Genomic DNA, 18,342 nt, shown 5'->3' on the forward strand with positions numbered 1-18,342 from the left:
TCGCGAAAAGCGTGCGACTTGACCTCTCCCCTCGGGCGCGGCACAACGCGTCAGCACTGCTCGTGACGGGACCACCCCACCTGCCAGGCATGGAAAAAGCCAAGAGCACAAGCCAAGACTGCTCGCCTTCGGCTTCGCGACGGCTCGGCTTCGCCGTCGCGTTGGCTCGCCTTCGGCCTCGCGGTGGGCTCGCCTTCGGCTTCGATGAAGGGGGAAGGGCTACTTCGGGGGTAGGGCTTCCACGAAGTCGCGGCACCTCGCCATCCAGTCGTCCAGCGCCTCGTCCTCCGACACGGCCGCGCCGTCCACCACCACCCAGCCGTTCATCGGGCGGCCCGTGAAGTCGAAGACCCGTGTGCCCGGCTGGGCCAGGGCGTCTGGCTGGGCCTCCGGGCCCACCCTGGCGATCAGGTCCGGGCCCAGGACGCCTGCCAGCATGTTTCCGTTCCACAGGAACACCAGGCTGCCGAACATCTTCTTCGTGCTGATGCCCGGTAGCGGGGTCAGCGCGTCTCCCAGGCGGTGGGCCAGGGCCTCGTCGTACGCCACGGGCTGAATCATGTCTCAGCGCGTTGCCAGGCGCCTCTCAGGTTCGTGTGGCTTCATGGACATACAGGACATAGAGGAGGCCATCTTGTTCGGCGTGGTCGGCTGGGTGATCGGTTGGCTCTTGACGCTGTTCATCATCGTGATGATCGGCCGGATGATCGTGGACTGGGCGGTCACCTTCCAGGCTCGTGGTGACTGGGTGTGGAAGGTGCGGCGGGTGACGCACGGTGTCACGGAGCCCGTGTTGTCGCCGGTGCGGCGGGTGTTGCCGCCTGTGCGGTTCGGCGGGTTCGGGTTGGACTTGGCGTTCACCGTCGTGTTCATCGCCGCGTTGATCCTGCGGTCGATCGTGTGGTGAGGACGCCCGGGTTGAGGATGTTCGCGGGGTCCAGTGCGGTCTTGGCCGCGGTCAGGGCCGTGGCGAAGACGTCCGGGCGCTGGCGGGTGTACCAGGGCAGGTGATCTCTGCCCACGGCGTGGTGGTGGGTGATGGTGCCGCCGGCGGCCAGCAGGGCTTCGGAGACGGCTGCCTTGATCTCGTCCCATTGGGTCGTGAGGCTGCCCCGGGTGCCCGGCGCGTAGATGCCGTAGTACGGCGCCGGGCCGTCCGGGTAGACGTGGGTGAAGCGGCACGTGACGATGCCGAGGCCGCAGACCTCGCGCAGGGCCGTGGTGGCGGCCTCCACCACGGACGCGTGCAGGGCCGGGAAGCGGTCCCAGGTGCAGGCCGTCTCGAACGTCTCGGTGATCATCGCGTGCTGGGCCATCGCGTCGCGTTGGTAGGGCATGCGCAGGAACGACTTGCGCCAGCGGGCCGACGCGCCCTCCACGACCTCGCCGTCGCCGCAGAGCTCCAGGGCGCGGGCCAGCAGGGCGTCCACCGGATGGTCGGCCGACTCGAAGGCCAGCACCAGGACCGACTGCGGCGAGCCCGCGTTCAGGAACGCCTCCGCCGGGTCCAGCAGGCGGCAGTTCGCCGGGTGCAGACCGGACTGCGCGATCAGGCGCGTCGCCTCCACGGCGCGGTCCCACGAGTCGAAGCGCACGGACGCGGCCGCGCGGTGGGCCGGCGGGGACTGCAGGCGCATCCACGCCTCGGTGATCACGCCCAGGGTGCCCTCGGAGCCCAGGAACAGGCGGTCCGGGGACGGGCCCGCGCCCGAGCCGGGCAGGCGGCGCGACTCCGAGGTTCCCGCCGGTGTGACGACCCGCAGCGACTCGGTCAGGTCGTCGATGTGCGTGTGGAGCGTGGCGTAGTGGCCGCCGGCCCTGGTGGCCAGCCAGCCGCCGAGCGTCGAGAACTCGAACGACTGCGGGAAGTGCCGCAGGGTCAGGGAATGTTCCTTGAGCTGCGCCTCCAGCGACGGGCCGAACACGCCGGCCTGGATGCGCGCGGCACGGCTCGTCGGGTCGACTTCCAGCACGCGGTCCAGCGCCGAGAGGTCCAGCGTCACGACGCGGCCGAGGTCGCGTGGTTCGACGCCGCCGACGACGGAAGTGCCGCCACCGAACGGAATCACGGACACGTCGTTCGACGAGCACCAGTCGAGGACGTCGACGACGTCCTGCTCGGTGCGCGGGCGGGCCACGGCGTCCGGCAGCGGGCCGACGTCGCCGGCGAGGTTGCGGGTGACGTCGCGGTAGGCCTGGCCGCGGGCGTGGGTGAGGCGGTCGACGGGGTCGGTGGAGTAGATCTCGCCCGGCGGCACGACGCGCGACGCGGGGAGGTCGAGGGCCGACGGGTCCGGTGGCTCGTGGAACGTCAGGTCCGCGTCCGGCAGCACCGCCCGGACCCGGCCAACCAGCGCAGCACGCTCCTGCGGGGTGACGGCGTCCTCGACGTTCCCCCAGCCCCACCACGACCTCGTCGTCATGGCGAGCAACCCTAAGCGAAACGCTGAAGTTCTGGAACAGCTCCTAGCCGGCGCCGAAGCACACGAACCCGACGGCGGCGGCGTAGGCGGCGTCGTCGGCCGCCGCCCGTTGCACCGACGCCAGCGCCTCGGCCGGGGCCGTCCCGGCCGCCAGCTCGCGGTGCAGCTCCACCATCACCGGCGCGGTGCCGTCGGTGGGCACCGGCACGACCGGCGCGATCAACGTCCGGGTGCCCAGGCCGAGCAGTGCGGCGGTGAAGCCCATCAGCTCGTCGCCGGGGCGCACCGCGGACTGGCCGGTGTCGCAGGCCGACAGCACCACCCGCGTCGGCGGAGTGCGCAGCCGTTCGATGTCGTAGACGGTCAGCGGGCCGTCGGCCAGTTCCAGGGCCGAGAACAGCGGGTTGTCGACGCGGAACGAGCCGTGCGCGGCGATGTGGGCCAGCGCCGCACCGTCCATTGCGGACGACACCGCGCTCACGGTCGCCTCCGCGTCGACGAGCACGCGGCCCGGGACGTGCGCGCTGATCGCCTTGATCTCGGCGGACGCGGCGGCCATGCGGGGTCCCGCGGCCAGCACCGCCGGACCGGACGCGTCGGCGACCGAGCACGCGCGCAGCCACACCGAGGCCGAGGGCGCGACCGTCACCTGGCGCCCCAGCACGGCCCACGGCAGGCCGTTCAGGGCACCGGTCGGCACGACGACGAGCGGGCGTCCGTCGATCCGCGCGGCCAGCGGTTCCAGCAACCGCCGCGCCAGCAACGAAGCCGCGTGCGCGGCGGACGACCGGGCCACGGCGAGGTTCGGCAGCTGCGGCGGCAGGGTGACCAGGCGGTGCAACGCGAAGCGCAGCAACCGGATCTCGCGCACCGCCCCCTCCAAAGCGCCCAGCGAGTGCAGCGAGGCGCGGCCGCCCGCCAGCACCACGGCCATCAACGCGCCGTCGTACTCGACGAACTCGATCAGCGCCGATGTGCCGAGTGCCGCCGCCAGGGCCGGCACCGACGGCGGCTTGAAGACGGAGACCTCGCCGGACACCTGGCGGGTCAGGTCGCGGACGCGTTGCTCGGCGCGCACCAGCTGCGCGCGCAGCGACCCGGCGGGCTTGCCCGCCAGCACGGCGGACTCGACGTCGGCCGACACCGCGCGCAACGACGCGAGCGCGTCCTCCAGCCGCGGGTCGTCCGGCGGCGAGACGGACTTCATCCGCAACGCACCGGCGCGCCAGCTCTCGGTCCACGACAGCACGCGCGCCGCGTTGCCCGAGGCGACGGCCAGCCGCAGCCCCTCCAGCGCCAGGGCCTGGCCCTGCACGCCCGCCGACGCGCGCAGCTCGGCCGCGCCCAGCGAGACCCGGTACTCGTCCAGCAGCCCGATCCCCCGCCGCAGCGCGGACGACGTGCCCCGGACGTCACCGGAGAGCTTGCGCCGCAACGCTTCCGCGTACCAGCCGCGCACGCGCAGCCCGGCCGGACCGCGCAGCCGGGCGGCGGCGGCCACCCCGAGCTCCGCCACGGCACGGGCGCGGTGACCGAGGTCCGCGGCCACCAGACCGGCGTCGATCCGGGCCTCCAGCGCGGGCAGCCGCCAGTCCATCGCGTCCAGCTCGGAGGCCACGCGCGACAACGCCAGCCGCAACGGCCGGGACCGGTCGCCGCGCAGCACCGCCGCGTGCAGCTCCAGGTAACGGGCACCCGCCGCCCACAGCAGGCGTTGCTCGCGGCGGAACCGGCGGCGCGCCTCGGCTGCGAACCCGTGCGCCGCGTCCGGGTCGTCGTCCAGCAGGGCGATCCGCGCGCGGAAGTACAGCGCCTCCGAGACGCCCAGCGGGTTCCGCAACGCCTTCAGCTCGACGATCGCGCGGTCGGCGGCGGCACGAGCCTCGTCCAGCAGCGGCACGGAGACGAGCAGCTCCAGGCGGTTCACCAGCAGCACCGGACGCATCACGTCGAGCCGGCGGTGCACCTCCTCCGCCTTGTCGAACAACGTCAGCGCCGCGGGCACGTCACCGCCGCGGGTCGCCATGATGCCCGCGTTCCAGTGCACGTCCGCGACGCCGAGCTCCTGCCCCAGCTCCCCCAGCAGGGACGCGGCGAGCGCGAAGTCCGCCGACGCCTCGCGCATGTCGCCGACGTAGGCGCGCACCAGGCCTCGGTTGTTGAGGGCGCGGGCCTCCACCAGCCGGTCGCCGACGCGGCGGGCACCGGCGATGGCCGCGGTGTAGTCGCGCCGCGCGTCGTCGTGGCGGGTCAGGTAGTGGAAGACGACACCGCGTTGCATCAGGGCGGCGACCGCGTCGGCACCGGTCAGCTCCGGCATCGCGTCGTCCAGGGCCTTCAGCGCGGCCCCCTGCTTGCCCGTGTAGACGAGCACCCACGCGAGACTCATCTGCGCCAGAGCGGACAACCGGGGCAGGCCGGCGGAAGACGCGATCTTGATCGACCGGCGCAGGTGCCGGGCGGCACCGGGGAAATCGTGCATCTCGCGCAACGCGAGGCCGATCGCGCGTTCGGCGATCGACCATTCCGCCCTGTCCTCCGTCGTGCGGAGCACGGCGCGGGCCATCTCCACGGCCGCGCGCGGGTTGCGCTGCCTGGCCTCCAGCGCGTCCTCCGCGGAAAAGTCGGTCACGGCAACACTTTATCCGCTGTGGTAGCTTGATCAAGCTCGGTCGGGGTGCCCGTCAACGCTGCTTTAGTGAGGCCGTGGTGTCGAAAACGCCAGAAAGCGCGGAGCTTTACCAAAGAGCTTTCCTGCAGCTCATCGCCGAGGACAAGAACATCAGCTTCCACGCCGAACGCGGGCGTGAATTCCTTTATCGACCCGGCCAGCTGCTCGTCGGCGCCGAGGATCAACAACGCGTCGCCGAAAAGCTCCGGGAAAACAACATCGTCTCCCGGCCCGGCGAACCATTCGCAGGTTTGGCCCGTTTGACGTTGCCGAACAACGCCGAGGAGATTCCGCGGATCGTCCGGTTGTTGCGCGACCAGCGAACCTGGCCGAACCAGCGCGTGCCGCTCGTGCAGCCGCACCACGTCGTCGTCGGCCACGGCGGCCTCATCATGGGCAACCCCGGCGACCGGCCCTACCCGGCGGACCCTCTCGACGCCCCGAAGTACGACGCCCGCCTCAAGGAGGTCCGCGTCGGCGTCATCGACACCGGCATCTCCTCCGGCGCCTCCAGCGAGCACGCCGACTGGTTCGGCGGCCGCTACGCCGAGGAGGCCGACGACGTCGACCCCGCCTACAGCGGTGGCGACGTCTTCGCGTTGCAGGGCGGGCACGGCACGTTCGTCGCCGGCGTCATCCAGAACGCGGCGCCCGGCGTCACGTTCGACCCCGAGGTCGGCCTCGACCCCAACGGGTTCGGCGACGAGGAACGGCTCTGCCGCAAGATCACCGAGCTGGGCCGCAAGAAGATCAGCGTGCTCAACCTGTCGCTCGGCTGCTTCACCGAGGACGACGTGGCCTCCGAACCGCTGCGGCGCACGATCGCGGCCCTGCCGAAGGACGTCGTCGTGGTCGCCTCGGCCGGCAACCAGGGCACGCAGCGGCCGAGCTGGCCCGCCGCGCTCGACGAGGTGACGGCCGTGGCCGCCGCCGAGCAGAAGCCGGACGGCTCGGTCGTGCCCGCCTCCTACTCGAACTGGGGCCACTGGGTCGACGCGAGCGCGGTCGGCAACCGCGCCTCGACCTACCTCAAGGGCGAGTGGCACCTGGCCGGTGAGGCCGACGCGACGCCGTTCGCGCTGTGGGCCTACTGGTACGGCACGTCGTTCGCGGCGCCGCTCGTCACCGGCCGGATCGCCGCCACGATGGTGTCGGACGGCATCACCGCAGCTCAGGCCCGTGACAAACTGCTGAGTGGCCCAGAGCTGCACCCCGGCTACGGTGTTTTCGTCAAATAGTTGTATCTGGCGGGCGACCTCCGCCTCCGCCAGGTGTGACCGCAAGGAGTCGACGTGACCTCTGCATCCCCGATCGCCGCGCTCGTGAGCGCGGCGGCCGAGGGCGACCAGTCGGCGTGGAACGAGATCGTGGACCGTTACACGCCCCTGGTGGTGTCGGTGATCTACAAGCACCGGCTGCGCCCCGCGGATGCGGCCGACGTGAACCAGACGCTGTGGCTGCGGCTCGTGGAGCAGATCGGACGGCTGCGCGAGCCGGAGGCGTTGCCGGGCTGGATCATGACGACGACCCGCAACGAGTGCCTGCGCGTGCTGCGGGTGCAGCAGCGCACGCACCTCTACGACCCGTTGACCTCCTCCGACGCGCTGGAGTCGGAGCAGGTGGACGCGGACGTGGAGGCGGACCTGCTGGCGGTGGAGCGGCGGCAGGCGCTGCGGGACGGGTTCGCCGAGCTCACCGAGCAGTGCAAGCGGTTGCTGACGAAGCTGATGACCGACCCGCCGCCGAGCTACCAGGTCGTGAGCGACGAGCTCGCGATGCCGGTCGGCAGCATCGGGCCCACGCGGATCCGCTGCCTGGAGAAGTTGCGCAAGACCCCGGCGGTCGCCGCGTTCCTGGGTTCGCCCCAGCGGACGCCGGCACAGCAGAGAGGAGGTGTGCTGGGTGCGGCACGACTGGGACAGTGACGAAGTACTGCTCGACGCTTTGCGCGACGCGGTGAGCACACCGCCCGACGACGTCCCACCGGAGTTCGTCGAAGCCGCCAAGGCCGCGTTCACCTGGCGCACCATCGACGAGGAACTGCTGCTCATCACGTCGTACGACTCCGTGCTGGACGACACGCTGTTCGCCCGTGCGCGGGCGACGGCGACGGCGCGCCAGCTGGTGTTCGACGCGGACGGCGTGATGCTGCAGGTCGAGGTGTCGGCGGCCGGGATCACCGGTCAGCTGGTGCCGGCGACCGGGTCCGTCACGCTGGTGACGCCGAGCGGCGACCACGAGACGGCGGAGGTCGACGAGCTCGGCACGTTCGTGATGGACGCGGCACCGCGCGGGCCGGTGCGGTTCCGGTTCACCGGTGGCTGCACCGATTGGTTCATCCTCTGACTGTCATTCGTGTGACGACGGAATTCGCTCGTTCGGCCCACACGTTCGACCGATAGGGTCAGCACGCTCCTAATTCGCATCGCGAGAGGTGTGTGCCGTGGTCGATCGAGTCAGCTGGGTACCGGAAGGCGTGAACGTCGACGTTCCGAGTTCCGCCCGGATCTACGACTACCTCCTCGGTGGCGGGCACAACTTCGAGGCGGACCGCGCGACTGCGGAAGCTCTGATCAAAGTGCTGCCGGTGCGCGACATGGCGCGGCGCAACCGCGCTTATCTGCGCCGGGTCGTCCTGGAACTGGCAGGTCTCGGCATTCGCCAGTTCCTCGACCTCGGTTCCGGCATTCCCACGGTCGGGAACGTGCACGAGGTGGCGCACGAGGTCGCCCCGGGGTCGAAGGTCGTGTACGTCGACTTCGAACCGGTCGCGATCACGCACGCCGAGCTGATGCTGGCCGGCGAGCCGGACGTGACGGCGGTGCTGGCCGACCTGCGCGAGCCGGAGAAGGTGGTGCGCCAGGCGTCCTCGGTGCTCGACCTCTCCCAGCCGGTCGGGCTGCTGGTCGTCGGCGTCCTCCAGTTCATCCCCGACTCGGACGACCCGTGGGGCGTGCTGGCCCGCTACGTCGACGCGCTCCCGTCCGGCTCGTACCTGGCGCTGTCGCACTTCACCGCCGACAGCATGCCCGCGGCGATGGCGGCCGGGAAGGAGATCTTCGCCAGGACCGCCGAGCCGATCACCCCGCGCACGCGCGCCCAGGTCGCGGACATGCTGGCGGGCACGGAGATCGTCGAGCCCGGCGTCGTGTTCACGCCGCAGTGGCGGCCGGAGACGCCGGAGGACGTCGGCACCGACCCGTCGAAGGCGAACCTCTACGCCGCGGTGGGCCGCAAGCCCTGATGGCCACCGAGCCCCTCGCCCGGCGCTGGGCGGCCGAGCTCATCGAGAGCGCGTACTCGCCGATGTCGCGGCGGACGCTGACGCAGCACCTCGAGGAGCACGCCGCCCGCCTGCGGGCCGGCGACGACCCCGCCGAGGTCGGGGAATGGCTGGTGCGCAAGCGCTTCACCGGTCCCGAGTCGCTCTCGCGCACGGTCGGCGTGCTGTCCGGCGAGGTCTCCCCCGCCGTGCTGGGCGAGCTCGCGGCCGGGTACGTGCGGGCGACCCGCGACGAGCTGTTCGCCCAGCAGGAGAAGGTCAAGAACGCGCTGCTGAAGGCCGTCGAGGACGCCCGGCGCGACCTGCACGACAGCGAGGCGCGGTTCGCCCAGGTCTTCGCGTCGGCCGCGGTCGGCATCGCGATCTTCGACCTGCACGGCGCCGTCGTCGAGGCGAACGACGCCCTCGCCGCGATCCTGGGGCACGAGGAGATGCCGAAGGAGCTGTTCGCCGACGCGGACGCCGTGGCGCTGGCGGCGGCCTGCGAGCGGATGGTCGAGTCCTCTGTGGACATCGACCGCCGCGAGTGGGAGCTCGAGCGCCGCAACGGTGACACGGTGTGGGCGAACGTCGTGCTGTCCGTGCTGCGCGGTTCCGACGGGCTGCCGAAGTTCCACGTGGCGCTGGTCGAGGACGTCACGGAGCAGCGCATGCTCCAGGAGTGGCTGCGGCACCAGTCGCTGACGGACCTGCTGACCGGCCTGCCGAACCGCGCCTCGTTCACGGACAAGCTGGAGTCGGCGCTGGCGACCGGTGACCCGCACACCCTCGCGTACCTGGACGTCGACAGCCTCACGATCGTCAACGACGGACTCGGGTACGTGGCGGGCGACGCGGTGCTGGTGGAGGTCGCTCGGCGGCTGCGGTTCGTGCTGCCCGACGCCGTGGTCGCCAGGGTCGGCGGCGACGAGTTCGTCGTGCTGGTGCACGGCTCGCCCGACGTCGCGGCGCTGGCGGCGATGATCGACGAGGAGCTGTCCGAGCCGGTGTACCTGGAGGGTGCGGGCGTCGCGGTGTCGACGTCGATCGGGTTCGTGCACGTGTCCGGTCCCGGGGTGGACCCGACGGCCGTGCTGCGCAGGGCGCACTCGACGCTGCGGCGGGCCGAGACCGGCGGCAAGAGGCAGTGGGCCCTCTACGACCACGAGGCGGACACCGCCCGCCGCGCCCGGTTCGCGCGGATCGCGGCGATGCCGGGAGCCTTCGAGAACGGCGAGATCTCCGTGGAGCTCACGCCGGTGTCGTGGGTGTCCGGCGGGCTCGCCTTCGTCGAGGCCTCGCTGCGCTGGGGCGCGGCCCGGCACGAGGAGGTCGTCGCCCACGCCGACGCGCTCGGCCTGGCGGGGCGTCTCGGGCTGATGCTGTTGCGGGAGGCGTGTTCGCGCGGCGAGCCGGTGCTGGTCCGGCTGTCCGGGGACCTGTCGCGCGACCCGGACCTCGCGGCGCACGTGCGGTCGGTCCTGCGGGCCTGCGCTTTGCCGGCCTCGTCGCTCTTCCTGGCGCTCGACGTGCGGGTGCTGCCCGACGGTGAGGACAACCTGGAGGTGCTGCACGACATGGGCGTGCGGGTGCTGCTGCACGAGTTCGGCGGCGGCTTCGGCGGATTGTCCACTGTGGACCGCAGTCCGGTGTGGGGTGTCCGGCTGGCACAACCGCCGCCGGAAAGGCTGGCGCGCCAGGGGTTGGCGCTCCTGGTGCCGTTGCTGCGGTCGGCGGGCGTGCACGTGATCGGCGGTCCCGGCGACCGGGACGAGCTGCTGGCGCTCGGCGTGGACCTCGTGGTGTCCCGCTGAGCGGGTCGTGGCCGTCAGGGTCGGCCACGACCCGCTCGGGGACGAACTAGGCCGCGTCCACCGCGGTGGACAGGTCGGCCTGGGCGGTGCCGGCGAAGTTCCGCTCGACCCGCGACTTCTCCGACGCGTTCGGGTTGACGTTGGTGCACGAGACACCGCCGGTCGACCCGGACATCAGGCTGGAGCACGGGCCGGGCTTCACGTCGGGCAGGCCGAGGATGTGGCCGATCTCGTGGGCCGCGATCCGGACCTTGTTGTAGCCCTCGTCCACGGCCTGCTTGCCGATCCAGATCTTGCCGTTGCCGAGCGTGGTCGGTTGCGCCCGCGGCCAGCCCGGGTCGGACACGATGGTGATGTTCGCGCGGCCCGTGGTCTTCACCAGGCGCACGTTCTTCACGTTGGTGTTCCACACCTGCGCCCCGGCGTCGATCTCGGCCGCGTACGCCGCGGCACCCGTCGAGTTGTAGGTGAGGGTGGTGGCCGCCTGTGCGGTGCCCACGACGCCGAGAGACAGGGCGGCGGCGCTGGACAGCACAGCGATGGTTTTGCGCAGGAACACAGGGATCTCCTCGCAATGCAGGGTTAGAGCAACCCCGACTGTATCGCCGATGCGTTGGCGCACAAGAAGAGTCAAGTGTGAAGCCGCGCTGGCACGGTCAAGTGCGTTCGTAGGTCGGCGCACGGGCACGACCCGCCGGCAGGCCCGTGGAGAGCGGAAACGCTCCCTACCGAAGACGTTCGTGCCGCCACCCCGGTGTCCGGAGAAGACGGGCATGAACGTTGACGCCCTCCGGACCTGATGGTCCGGAGGGCGTCAAGCTCGTGCGGCGTACTAGGCGAACGACGGCTGGCGCATGGCGTGCTCCACCAGCGCGATCAGGATCTGCTTCGTCGACTGCCGGTTCCGCGCGTCGCACGGGATGAGCGGCACGGCCGACGAGATCGTGAGCGCGTCGCGGATCTCCTCGGCCCGGTGGTGCATCAGGCCGTCGAAGCAGTTCACCGCGATCACGTACGGCAGGTCGCGGTCCTCGAAGAAGTCGATGGGCGCGAACGCGTCGTCGATCCTGCGGGTGTCGACCATGACGACCGCGCCGATCGCACCGCGCACCAGGTCGTCCCACATGAACCAGAACCGGTGCTGGCCGGGCGTGCCGAACAGGTACAGGATCAGGTCCTTGTCCAGCGACACCCTGCCGAAGTCCATGGCCACCGTCGTGGTGACCTTGTCGGGGACCAGGGACAGGTCGTCGACGCCCACCGAGGCCTGCGTCATGACGGCCTCGGTGGTCAGCGGGGTGATCTCGGAGACCGACCCGACGAACGTCGTCTTGCCGACCCCGAAGCCACCGGCGACGACGATCTTCGCCGACGTCGTGGCCAGCTCTCGTGACCCCGGACGACCCGGACCACCGTTGCTCATGGGAACTTCCTTCTGCTCTGCACCTGTCAGGCCCGCATGGAGACGTGCAGCTGGGCGCGGATCTCCGGCGTGAGCTGGAGACCGACCCGCTCCACGAGCCGGGTCATCGCGTAACCGATGAGCCCGATGTCGCAGTTCGGCGCGGCGAGCACGGCGAGGCACGACCCGTCGCTGATGGACATCAGGAAGAGGTAGCCGCGTTCCATCTCGACGACGGTCTGCTTCACCTCTCCCGCCTCGAAGCAGCGCGCGGCGCCCTGGTTCAGCGACACGAGCCCGGAGGAGACCGCGGCGAGCTGCTCGGCGCGGTCGTGCGGGAGGCGGTCGGACGAAGCGAGCAGGAGTCCGTCCGCCGAGACGACGATCGCGTGCGCGACACCGGCGACCCTGCTGACGAAGTCCTCGACCAGCCAGCTGAAGTTGTCCAGTTCCTCAGTCGCGGTGGTCACTGGCGTTCCCTTTCTGCGATCACGGGGATGCCGCCGACGGCGGAGTCGAAGAGCGACTCACGGCCCATCTGGACACCCTTCTGGTACGTGGCGAACCGCTGGCGCAACCTGTCGGCGGACCGTGCGGGCAGTGCCGCGGCGGTCGCCAGCTGGGGTGCGGGTGACGACGGCGAGGGAAGCGATCCCGGCACGAGACGTGCCTTGGGAACGCGTTTGGGCAAGCCGTTCTCGGTCGTCTGCGCGGTTTCGCCGGATCCGAGCGCGCCGGCGGCACGCCATCCGTCGTCCGCCGAACCCCATTCGGAGTCGGCGAAGTCGGCGACCGCGCGGGGCACCGCCGTCGGTGCCTCGGTCTTCACCGGCTCGGCGGACCGCTGCCGCTTGGGCAGGCCGTTCACCGTGGCCGGCTCTGACTCTTCCTCGACGCGCTCCGGTTCCGCTGGAACGCCCCTGGCGGGTTGTGCGATGACGGTCGGTTCATCAGCCGCGGGGGTCTGGAACCACCGCGACAGCGCGTCGGGGGAGATCAGCGGCTCGTCGTCGTCGACCACGACGGCCGGGAAGATCTCGGTGGCCGGGTCGTTCTGCTCGGCCGGGCGTTCGACGGGCGGCTCGTAGGAGTACCCGTCCTCCGCGGACTTCTCGTCCGCCTCGATCCGCGCGGTGAACAGGCCGTCCGTGGACGTCTGCTCGATGCGGTGCCGGCCGGAGTTCTCCTCCGGCTCGGCGGTGGCCGACGGCAGCACCACGGGGTGCTCCGGCGTCCACTTCGGCACACCCGACAGGCCCTCGCCGGTGGTCTCGGCACCCGGCACGGCGGCCGGGGCCGCGGCCGGCAGCGGCAGTGCGGGCGCGGAGCCCTTGTGCAGCAACGAGACCGGCAGGATCACCTGGGCGGTGACACCGCCCTCGATGTCGTCGTTGTTCGCCAGCGTCACGCGGATCTCGTGGCGCTTCGCGAGCTGGCCGACCACGTACAGGCCCATCTCGCGGGCGACGGAGACGTCGACCTCCGGCGGCTCGGCGAGCTTCTGGTTGAACTCGCCGACCTCGTCCTCCTGGATGCCGACACCGCGGTCGTGAATGCGGATCGCGACCTCGCCCTTGCGGGTCTCGATCGTGCGCACGGTGACCTTGGTGGTGGGCTTGGAGAACGCCGTCGCGTTGTCGAGCAGCTCGGCGACGAGGTGCGCGAGGTCGTTGACCACGCGTCCCTGCACCATCAGGTCCGGCGTCGGGGCGATCTGGACGCGCGCGTACTTCTCGACCTCGGACACCGCGGCGCCGAGCACCTCGGAGATCGCGACGGGCCGGGTGACGCGGCGGTTGACCGTCGTGCCGGACAGGACCAGGAGGTTCTCGCTGTTGCGCCGCATCTGCGTCGCGAGGTGGTCGAGCTCGAACAGCGACGCCAGGTGGTCGGGGTCCTGCTCGTCCTGCTCGAGCCGGTCGATCACGCTGATCTGCCGCTCCACCAACGCCTGCGAACGCCGCGACAGGTTGATGAACATGTCGTTGACGTTCGCGCGCAGTGCCACCTGCTCGACGGCGAGGCGGACCGCCTCGCGCTGCACGAGGTCGAACGCCCGCGCCACCTGGCCGACCTCTTCGGTCGTGTTGATGGGCACCGGGACGATCGCCTCTTCCGCGGCCCGTTCCGGCTCGCGGTGCGAACGAATGCGCCGAATGGCTTCCGGCAGCTGGTTGCGGGCGACGTCGAGGGCGCTGCGGCGCAGAACGCGCAGCGGCCGCAGCATCGACTGCGCGACCATCGCCATGAGGCCGAACGCGAGCAGCAGCGTGACGGCCACCAGACCGGCGTCGCGCCAGGCGTCCGACCGGGCCTGGTCCGCGAGACGCGTGGTCGTCGCGTTGGCCTGGTTCTCCAGTTCGGTCGAGACCTGGCGAACCAGGTTCGCGGTGTCCTGACCGATCTTGAGGACGTCGGCGTCCGTGATGGTCACCGGCTCGCGCTCCGCGTCCTGCGCGAGCGCGAGCTTCACGAGCCGGTTGCGGCCGTCGACGGCCGAACCGGACACGATGTCCTGGAACTTCTGCTGGTTGGCCACCGACGCGGCGTCGTTGAACTCGCGGAACGCGGCGTCCAGACGGGACTGCGCGGCGCGCAGCTCGTCCGCGGCGCCGGGTGCGAAGCCCTTGCGCAGCGCGGTGGACACCAGGATCGCGTTCTGCTCGCCGAGCTGTTCCTGCGCGTTGTAGAGCGCCTGCGCCGCGGAGACCAGCGGAACGATCTCGGGCTCGCTCAGGCTGGACACCGCGGCGCGGTGCACCTGGCTGAGCTGCGCGATGATCTGGTTGTACGCACCGACAACGGCGATGTCGGGGTACTTCGTGCTCAGCAGCGTGACACGCAAGCTCGCCAGTCCGTCGAGGGACTCGAGCGACTTCGTGAACGACTCCTGAAGGGGCGCGCTCAAGGCCGTGGCCGTCGCGCCCGAGTCCCGATACTTGCCCAGTTCCGTGTCAGTGAGCCCAGTGCGGGCCGCGTGCTCGGGGCACGCGTTCTGCCTGCCTGCTGCCACACACTGCACGGCGTAGTCGCGCTCGACCTGAAGCGCGTTCTCCACCTTCGCCGCCTGGTGGCTGACCGCGAGCTCGCGCTGGACGGTGTCGAAGAGTTCGACGTCGTCGAGCTGGGTGTTCAGGCGCAGGCCCGCGAGAGTCGCGGTGCTCAGAGCCGGAACTAGCAACACAACCGCGAGCTTGCTCCGCAACCGCCAGTTGCGTAGGCGGAACCGGTCGATGCCTCGCTGGTCCTCACGACCGCGCACCGTCAACACTCCCCGCCCCGTTTAATAGCTGCAAACCTGGTGGATCTTGGAGTAAAAAGCACCGTTCTCATACCGCCGTTCGGACGACAAAACAGCTGGTTCGAGAATCAACAACTTTGAAGTGGGCGGCTAAACGGCCCTGAAGCGATAATTCATACGGAGGAAACAAGGTGCACGGGTGACCGCGATCACGGCCCGATCACAGCCACCCGTGCGTTTCGTCAACTACCGGAGGGCTGGATGATCATCGACTTGACGTCGATCTCCTTGTCCAGCATCTGGTAGCGCTGCATCAGCTGCGCCACACGCTGCAGACGCGTCGCGTCCAGCGTGGTCGGGTAGGCGCCGAAGTGCACGAGACCAGCGGTTTCCTTGTCGACCTTGGCGTACTCGACGATCAGCGGCTCGACCGTGGGGCGGTCGGCGGCGTCGGCCTGGCCCTTGGCCATCGCGCGCTGGAACGCGGCGACGGTCTTGGGGTTCTCCTTGGCGAACTTGCCACTGGTTCCGTAACCCGCGATCGGGATGTTGTCGGTCGGGCCGGACGCGGCGTCCAGCACCTTGATCTGACCGGCCGCGCGCTGCGCGCGGGTGATGAACGGCTCGACCATGAAGGCGGCGTCGACGGTCTTGTTCTGGACCGCGGCCTGCATGTCGGGGAACGCCATCTCCTTGAACTTGACCGTGCTGACGTCCACGTTCGCGGCCTCGAGGGTCGCCTTCGCGGTGAGCTCCGCGATGTTCCTGAACGTGTTGATGCCGATGGTCTTGCCCGCGAGGTCCTTCGGCGACTTGATGGCCGAGTTCCCGTCCGCCAAGATCAGGAACATGTCGGGTTTCGCCTGGTAGCCGTCGGCGATGAGCTTGAGGCCGTCGACGGGCTTCGCGGTGTCCTTCGCCTGGGCGGCGATGAACGAGACCCAGTTGCCGAACGTGAAGTCCAGCTCCTTGCCGATCACCGCGGTGATGCCGGCGGCACCGCCCTGGATCGTCTTGAGCTCCACCTCGAGGCCCTCGGCCTTGAAGTAGCCCTTCTTCTGCGCGATGTAGACCGACGCCGTGTCGACGACCGGGATCACCCCGAGTGTGATCTTGGACTTCTCGACGGGGCCGCTCGTGTTCGAGTCGGCCGGGGGCGCCTGCTCTTTGCCGCCGAGCGCACTACAGCTCGCCACTGTGGCGAGCACGGCAGCCAGTGCGATGCCACGGATGGCCATGCGGCGGACTCTTCGAGTCATCGGGAGCACTCTCCTGTCGGAGCGGTGTCGTCGTTGCGGGGGAGAAAGTCGCGACGGTCAACCACTCAGAGTAAGGATGTTGCTCCAAAAGACCCCAGTTGACCGACACGAGCAGGTTCCAGTCCACTACCTGCGGTGAGCATCTAAGCACAACAGGTCTAGGGCTAGGAGAACCCCAATTGAAGCGCTCAGTGGCCGTGATCGGCGCAGGGCCGGCCGGTCTGACCTTGGCAAACTTGATCCAGCAGTCAGGTATCGACTGCGTTGTGCTCGAAAGAGCTAGTCGCAGCCATGTGGAAACACGTGCACGCGCAGGCGTCCTGGAACACCGCTCGGTGACGATGCTGGAGTCACTCGGACTGGCTGATCGTTTGCTGATGGAAGCAGACCGTCACGGTACGTGCGAATTCCGAGTCAACGGCCAAGCCTTCCAGGTGGCGTACAGCGACCTGTACGGAGGACGCCAGCACTACGTGTACCCACAGCAGGAAGTCGTCAAGGACCTCATCGGGTCATTCTTGAGCGCCGGGGGTGACATCCGGTTCTCGGTCAGCGACGTGGAGTTGCGGAATCTGACGTCGTCGCAGCCCTCCGTGGTCTGGACCAGCGCAGACGGGGTCAGGGAGACCCTCACCGCGGACTTCGTCGCCGGATGTGACGGGTTTCACGGAATAAGCCGCCGCTCCATTCCCGAGGGGGTGCTCACGGAATTCACGCACCAGCACGGGATCGAGTGGCTCTCCATTCTCGCCGAGACCCCTCCGTCGACTAAAGCGATCATTTACGCGCTGCACGCCGACGGTTTCGCCGGACACATGCTCCGCTCGCCCACAATTTCTCGCTTCTATTTGCAGGTACCGGTCGGGACCAATGCCGATGATTGGACCGATGAACGGGTCTGGGAAGCGCTGCACAAACGGTTCGCATTGCACGACTCGTCGTGGTCGCTGACCGAGGGAAAGATCATCGAAAAGCGCGTGCTCGACATGCGCAGCCATGTGGTGGAGCCGATGTCCTACGGCCGGCTGTACCTGCTGGGTGACGCAGCACACATCATCACCCCGGTGGGCGCCAAGGGCATGAACCTCGCGATGAACGACTCCGCAACCTTCGGACGTGCGCTTATCGACTTCTACGGCACCGGGTCCGAGACCGGGCTCAAGACCTACTCGGAGGACTGCCTGCGTCGCGTGTGGCGGGCCCAGGAGTTCTCGCAGTGGATGGTCAACATGATCCACACCGACGTGAGCTCCCCCTTCTTCGGCCGCCTGGCCCAGGCCCGGCTGGAGCACCTGGCGGAGTCCCCCGCCTACCAGGCGACGTTCGCCGAGAACTACGTCGGTCCATAAGGGTGAAATCCCCGTTCCCCTAACGGGGTGACATCGATCCCCTAAGGTTATAAAGACGTCACAATCTGGGGCCAACTCCCGATGCCGGGGGGTGTCGTTCATCCATACGGTTCACACCGACACCCCCCGATCCACCCATCTCAGGAGCTTGAGTCTTCATGGCCACCCAGACGCTGCACGACTTCACCCTCAACCTGCTCGGCGACCTCGACGCCCGCGACGCGTTCCAGGTCGACCCCGAGGGCGCCCTCGAGGCCGCCGGTCTGGGTGACATCTCGCCGCTCGACATCCAGGAGATCCTGCCCCTGGTGCTCGACAGCGCGTCCGTCGCGAACGTCGACGGCCTGGACAAGCTCCTGGTCGAGGCGGGCGACCTGAACGCCGTCGACAGCCTCAAGCTGATCGCGGGCAACGTCGGCGGCGTCACGGACGTCGTGGGCCTCGCGTCCCCCACCGCGGTCACCGCGCTGGTGTCCGACGTGGCCGGCGTGGGCGACGTGTCGTCCACCCTGGACGCCACCGTCCACCAGGCCACCGACGTCGTCTCCAGCGTCTCCGCGGTCGCCCCGGTCACCTCCGCGGTGACCGACGTCGTGGACGTCCACAACGTCACCGACGGCCTCGTGCAGGACCTGGACACCGACGTGCTGCTCAAGGACGTCGTGAACGCCGACTCGGTCGTCAGCACGGTCACGGGCGTCACCGACGTGGTCGACATCGCGGACGTCGCGGACGTGACGGACGTCGTGCAGAACGTCGGCCAGGTCGGCGACGTGCACCACGTCGTCGGCGACGTCGTGGGCGACATCAACATCGGCCAGATCGGCAACATCGGCGACCTGGACGTGCTGGACCACGGCGTCGGCAACGGCAACGACCTCGGTCTGCACCTCTGATCCACCTGCCGGACAAGGGGATCTG

General features: G+C 69.8%; 17 protein-coding genes. 8 read left to right on the forward strand and 9 right to left on the reverse strand.

Annotated elements, in window-relative coordinates:
* Window positions 1–219: 219 nt before the first annotated feature.
* Window positions 220–549 (reverse strand): TfoX/Sxy family protein, encoded by a 330-nt coding sequence (locus VF330_RS20460; RefSeq protein WP_330853237.1) that lies wholly within the window; start codon window positions 547–549, stop codon window positions 220–222.
* Window positions 550–604: 55 nt separating this feature from the next.
* Here VF330_RS20460 and VF330_RS20465 point away from each other — a divergent pair, with 55 nt between their 5' ends.
* On the forward strand, window positions 605–907 hold the full coding sequence (locus tag VF330_RS20465) for a YggT family protein (RefSeq protein ID WP_330853238.1): 303 nt from the start codon (window positions 605–607) through the stop codon (window positions 905–907).
* On the opposite strand, the gene VF330_RS20470 is transcribed toward VF330_RS20465, so the two are convergent.
* From VF330_RS20470 to VF330_RS20480, 3 genes are read right to left on the reverse strand one after another with little or no spacing between them, the layout of a single operon-like run.
* Window positions 870–2,423, reverse strand: a complete 1,554-nt coding sequence (locus tag VF330_RS20470; protein ID WP_330853239.1) for an FAD-binding oxidoreductase — start codon at window positions 2,421–2,423, stop codon at window positions 870–872. The genes VF330_RS20465 and VF330_RS20470 overlap by 38 nt on opposite strands.
* A 43-nt stretch (window positions 2,424–2,466) precedes the next feature.
* A complete protein-coding gene (locus VF330_RS20475; RefSeq protein ID WP_330853240.1) occupies window positions 2,467–5,055 on the reverse strand; it encodes a CHAT domain-containing protein in 2,589 nt (862 codons plus the stop codon).
* Entirely contained in the window at window positions 5,052–5,474 is a 423-nt protein-coding gene (locus tag VF330_RS20480) for a hypothetical protein (RefSeq protein ID WP_330853241.1), read from the reverse strand. Before VF330_RS20480 ends, VF330_RS20475 begins: the two co-directional genes overlap by 4 nt.
* On the opposite strand from VF330_RS20480, the gene VF330_RS20485 reads away from it, so the two are divergent.
* The 5 genes from VF330_RS20485 to VF330_RS20505 all read left to right on the forward strand — a co-directional run bounded on the left by VF330_RS20485 (window position 5,445) and on the right by VF330_RS20505 (window position 10,170).
* Complete coding sequence (locus VF330_RS20485) at window positions 5,445–6,332, forward strand: S8 family peptidase (RefSeq protein WP_330853242.1); 888 nt, start codon at window positions 5,445–5,447, stop codon at window positions 6,330–6,332. The genes VF330_RS20480 and VF330_RS20485 overlap by 30 nt on opposite strands.
* Window positions 6,333–6,386: 54 nt before the next feature.
* The gene (locus VF330_RS20490) at window positions 6,387–7,019 is read left to right on the forward strand and encodes a sigma-70 family RNA polymerase sigma factor (protein ID WP_330853243.1); all 633 of its coding nucleotides are present in this window, start codon (window positions 6,387–6,389) and stop codon (window positions 7,017–7,019) included.
* Window positions 6,997–7,440, forward strand: a complete 444-nt coding sequence (locus VF330_RS20495) for a hypothetical protein (RefSeq protein ID WP_330853244.1) — start codon at window positions 6,997–6,999, stop codon at window positions 7,438–7,440. Before VF330_RS20490 ends, VF330_RS20495 begins: the two co-directional genes overlap by 23 nt.
* Window positions 7,441–7,537: 97 nt before the next feature.
* Window positions 7,538–8,338 carry an SAM-dependent methyltransferase gene (locus VF330_RS20500; protein WP_330853245.1) on the forward strand — a complete coding sequence of 267 codons (801 nt, stop codon included), beginning with the start codon at window positions 7,538–7,540 and terminating at the stop codon, window positions 8,336–8,338.
* On the forward strand, window positions 8,338–10,170 hold the full coding sequence (locus tag VF330_RS20505; protein ID WP_330853246.1) for a diguanylate cyclase domain-containing protein: 1,833 nt from the start codon (window positions 8,338–8,340) through the stop codon (window positions 10,168–10,170). The genes VF330_RS20500 and VF330_RS20505 overlap by 1 nt, the downstream gene beginning before the upstream one ends.
* Window positions 10,171–10,216: 46 nt before the next feature.
* Here the strand turns inward: VF330_RS20505 and VF330_RS20510 are convergent, their stop codons facing one another.
* The 5 genes from VF330_RS20510 to VF330_RS20530 all read right to left on the reverse strand — a co-directional run bounded on the left by VF330_RS20510 (window position 10,217) and on the right by VF330_RS20530 (window position 16,051).
* Window positions 10,217–10,729 carry a snapalysin family zinc-dependent metalloprotease gene (locus VF330_RS20510; protein ID WP_330853247.1) on the reverse strand — a complete coding sequence of 171 codons (513 nt, stop codon included), beginning with the start codon at window positions 10,727–10,729 and terminating at the stop codon, window positions 10,217–10,219.
* Between the two features lie 273 nt (window positions 10,730–11,002).
* Window positions 11,003–11,593, reverse strand: a complete 591-nt coding sequence (locus VF330_RS20515; protein ID WP_330853248.1) for a GTP-binding protein — start codon at window positions 11,591–11,593, stop codon at window positions 11,003–11,005.
* 26 nt (window positions 11,594–11,619) lie between these two features.
* On the reverse strand, window positions 11,620–12,042 hold the full coding sequence (locus tag VF330_RS20520; protein ID WP_090051261.1) for a roadblock/LC7 domain-containing protein: 423 nt from the start codon (window positions 12,040–12,042) through the stop codon (window positions 11,620–11,622).
* Window positions 12,039–14,756 carry a nitrate- and nitrite sensing domain-containing protein gene (locus VF330_RS20525; protein ID WP_330853249.1) on the reverse strand — a complete coding sequence of 906 codons (2,718 nt, stop codon included), beginning with the start codon at window positions 14,754–14,756 and terminating at the stop codon, window positions 12,039–12,041. The genes VF330_RS20520 and VF330_RS20525 overlap by 4 nt, the downstream gene beginning before the upstream one ends.
* A 299-nt stretch (window positions 14,757–15,055) precedes the next feature.
* A complete protein-coding gene (locus tag VF330_RS20530; protein WP_330853250.1) occupies window positions 15,056–16,051 on the reverse strand; it encodes an ABC transporter substrate-binding protein in 996 nt (331 codons plus the stop codon).
* Between the two features lie 200 nt (window positions 16,052–16,251).
* On the opposite strand from VF330_RS20530, the gene VF330_RS20535 reads away from it, so the two are divergent.
* Both VF330_RS20535 and VF330_RS20540 read left to right on the forward strand, forming a co-directional pair.
* On the forward strand, window positions 16,252–17,421 hold the full coding sequence (locus VF330_RS20535; protein WP_330853251.1) for a 4-hydroxybenzoate 3-monooxygenase: 1,170 nt from the start codon (window positions 16,252–16,254) through the stop codon (window positions 17,419–17,421).
* 158 nt (window positions 17,422–17,579) lie between these two features.
* A complete protein-coding gene (locus tag VF330_RS20540; protein ID WP_330853252.1) occupies window positions 17,580–18,317 on the forward strand; it encodes an IniB N-terminal domain-containing protein in 738 nt (245 codons plus the stop codon).
* The last annotated feature ends 25 nt before the right edge of the window (window positions 18,318–18,342 follow it).

Origin of the sequence: Lentzea sp., from assembly GCF_036380075.1 — a bacterium.
GTDB lineage: Bacteria > Actinomycetota > Actinomycetes > Mycobacteriales > Pseudonocardiaceae > Lentzea.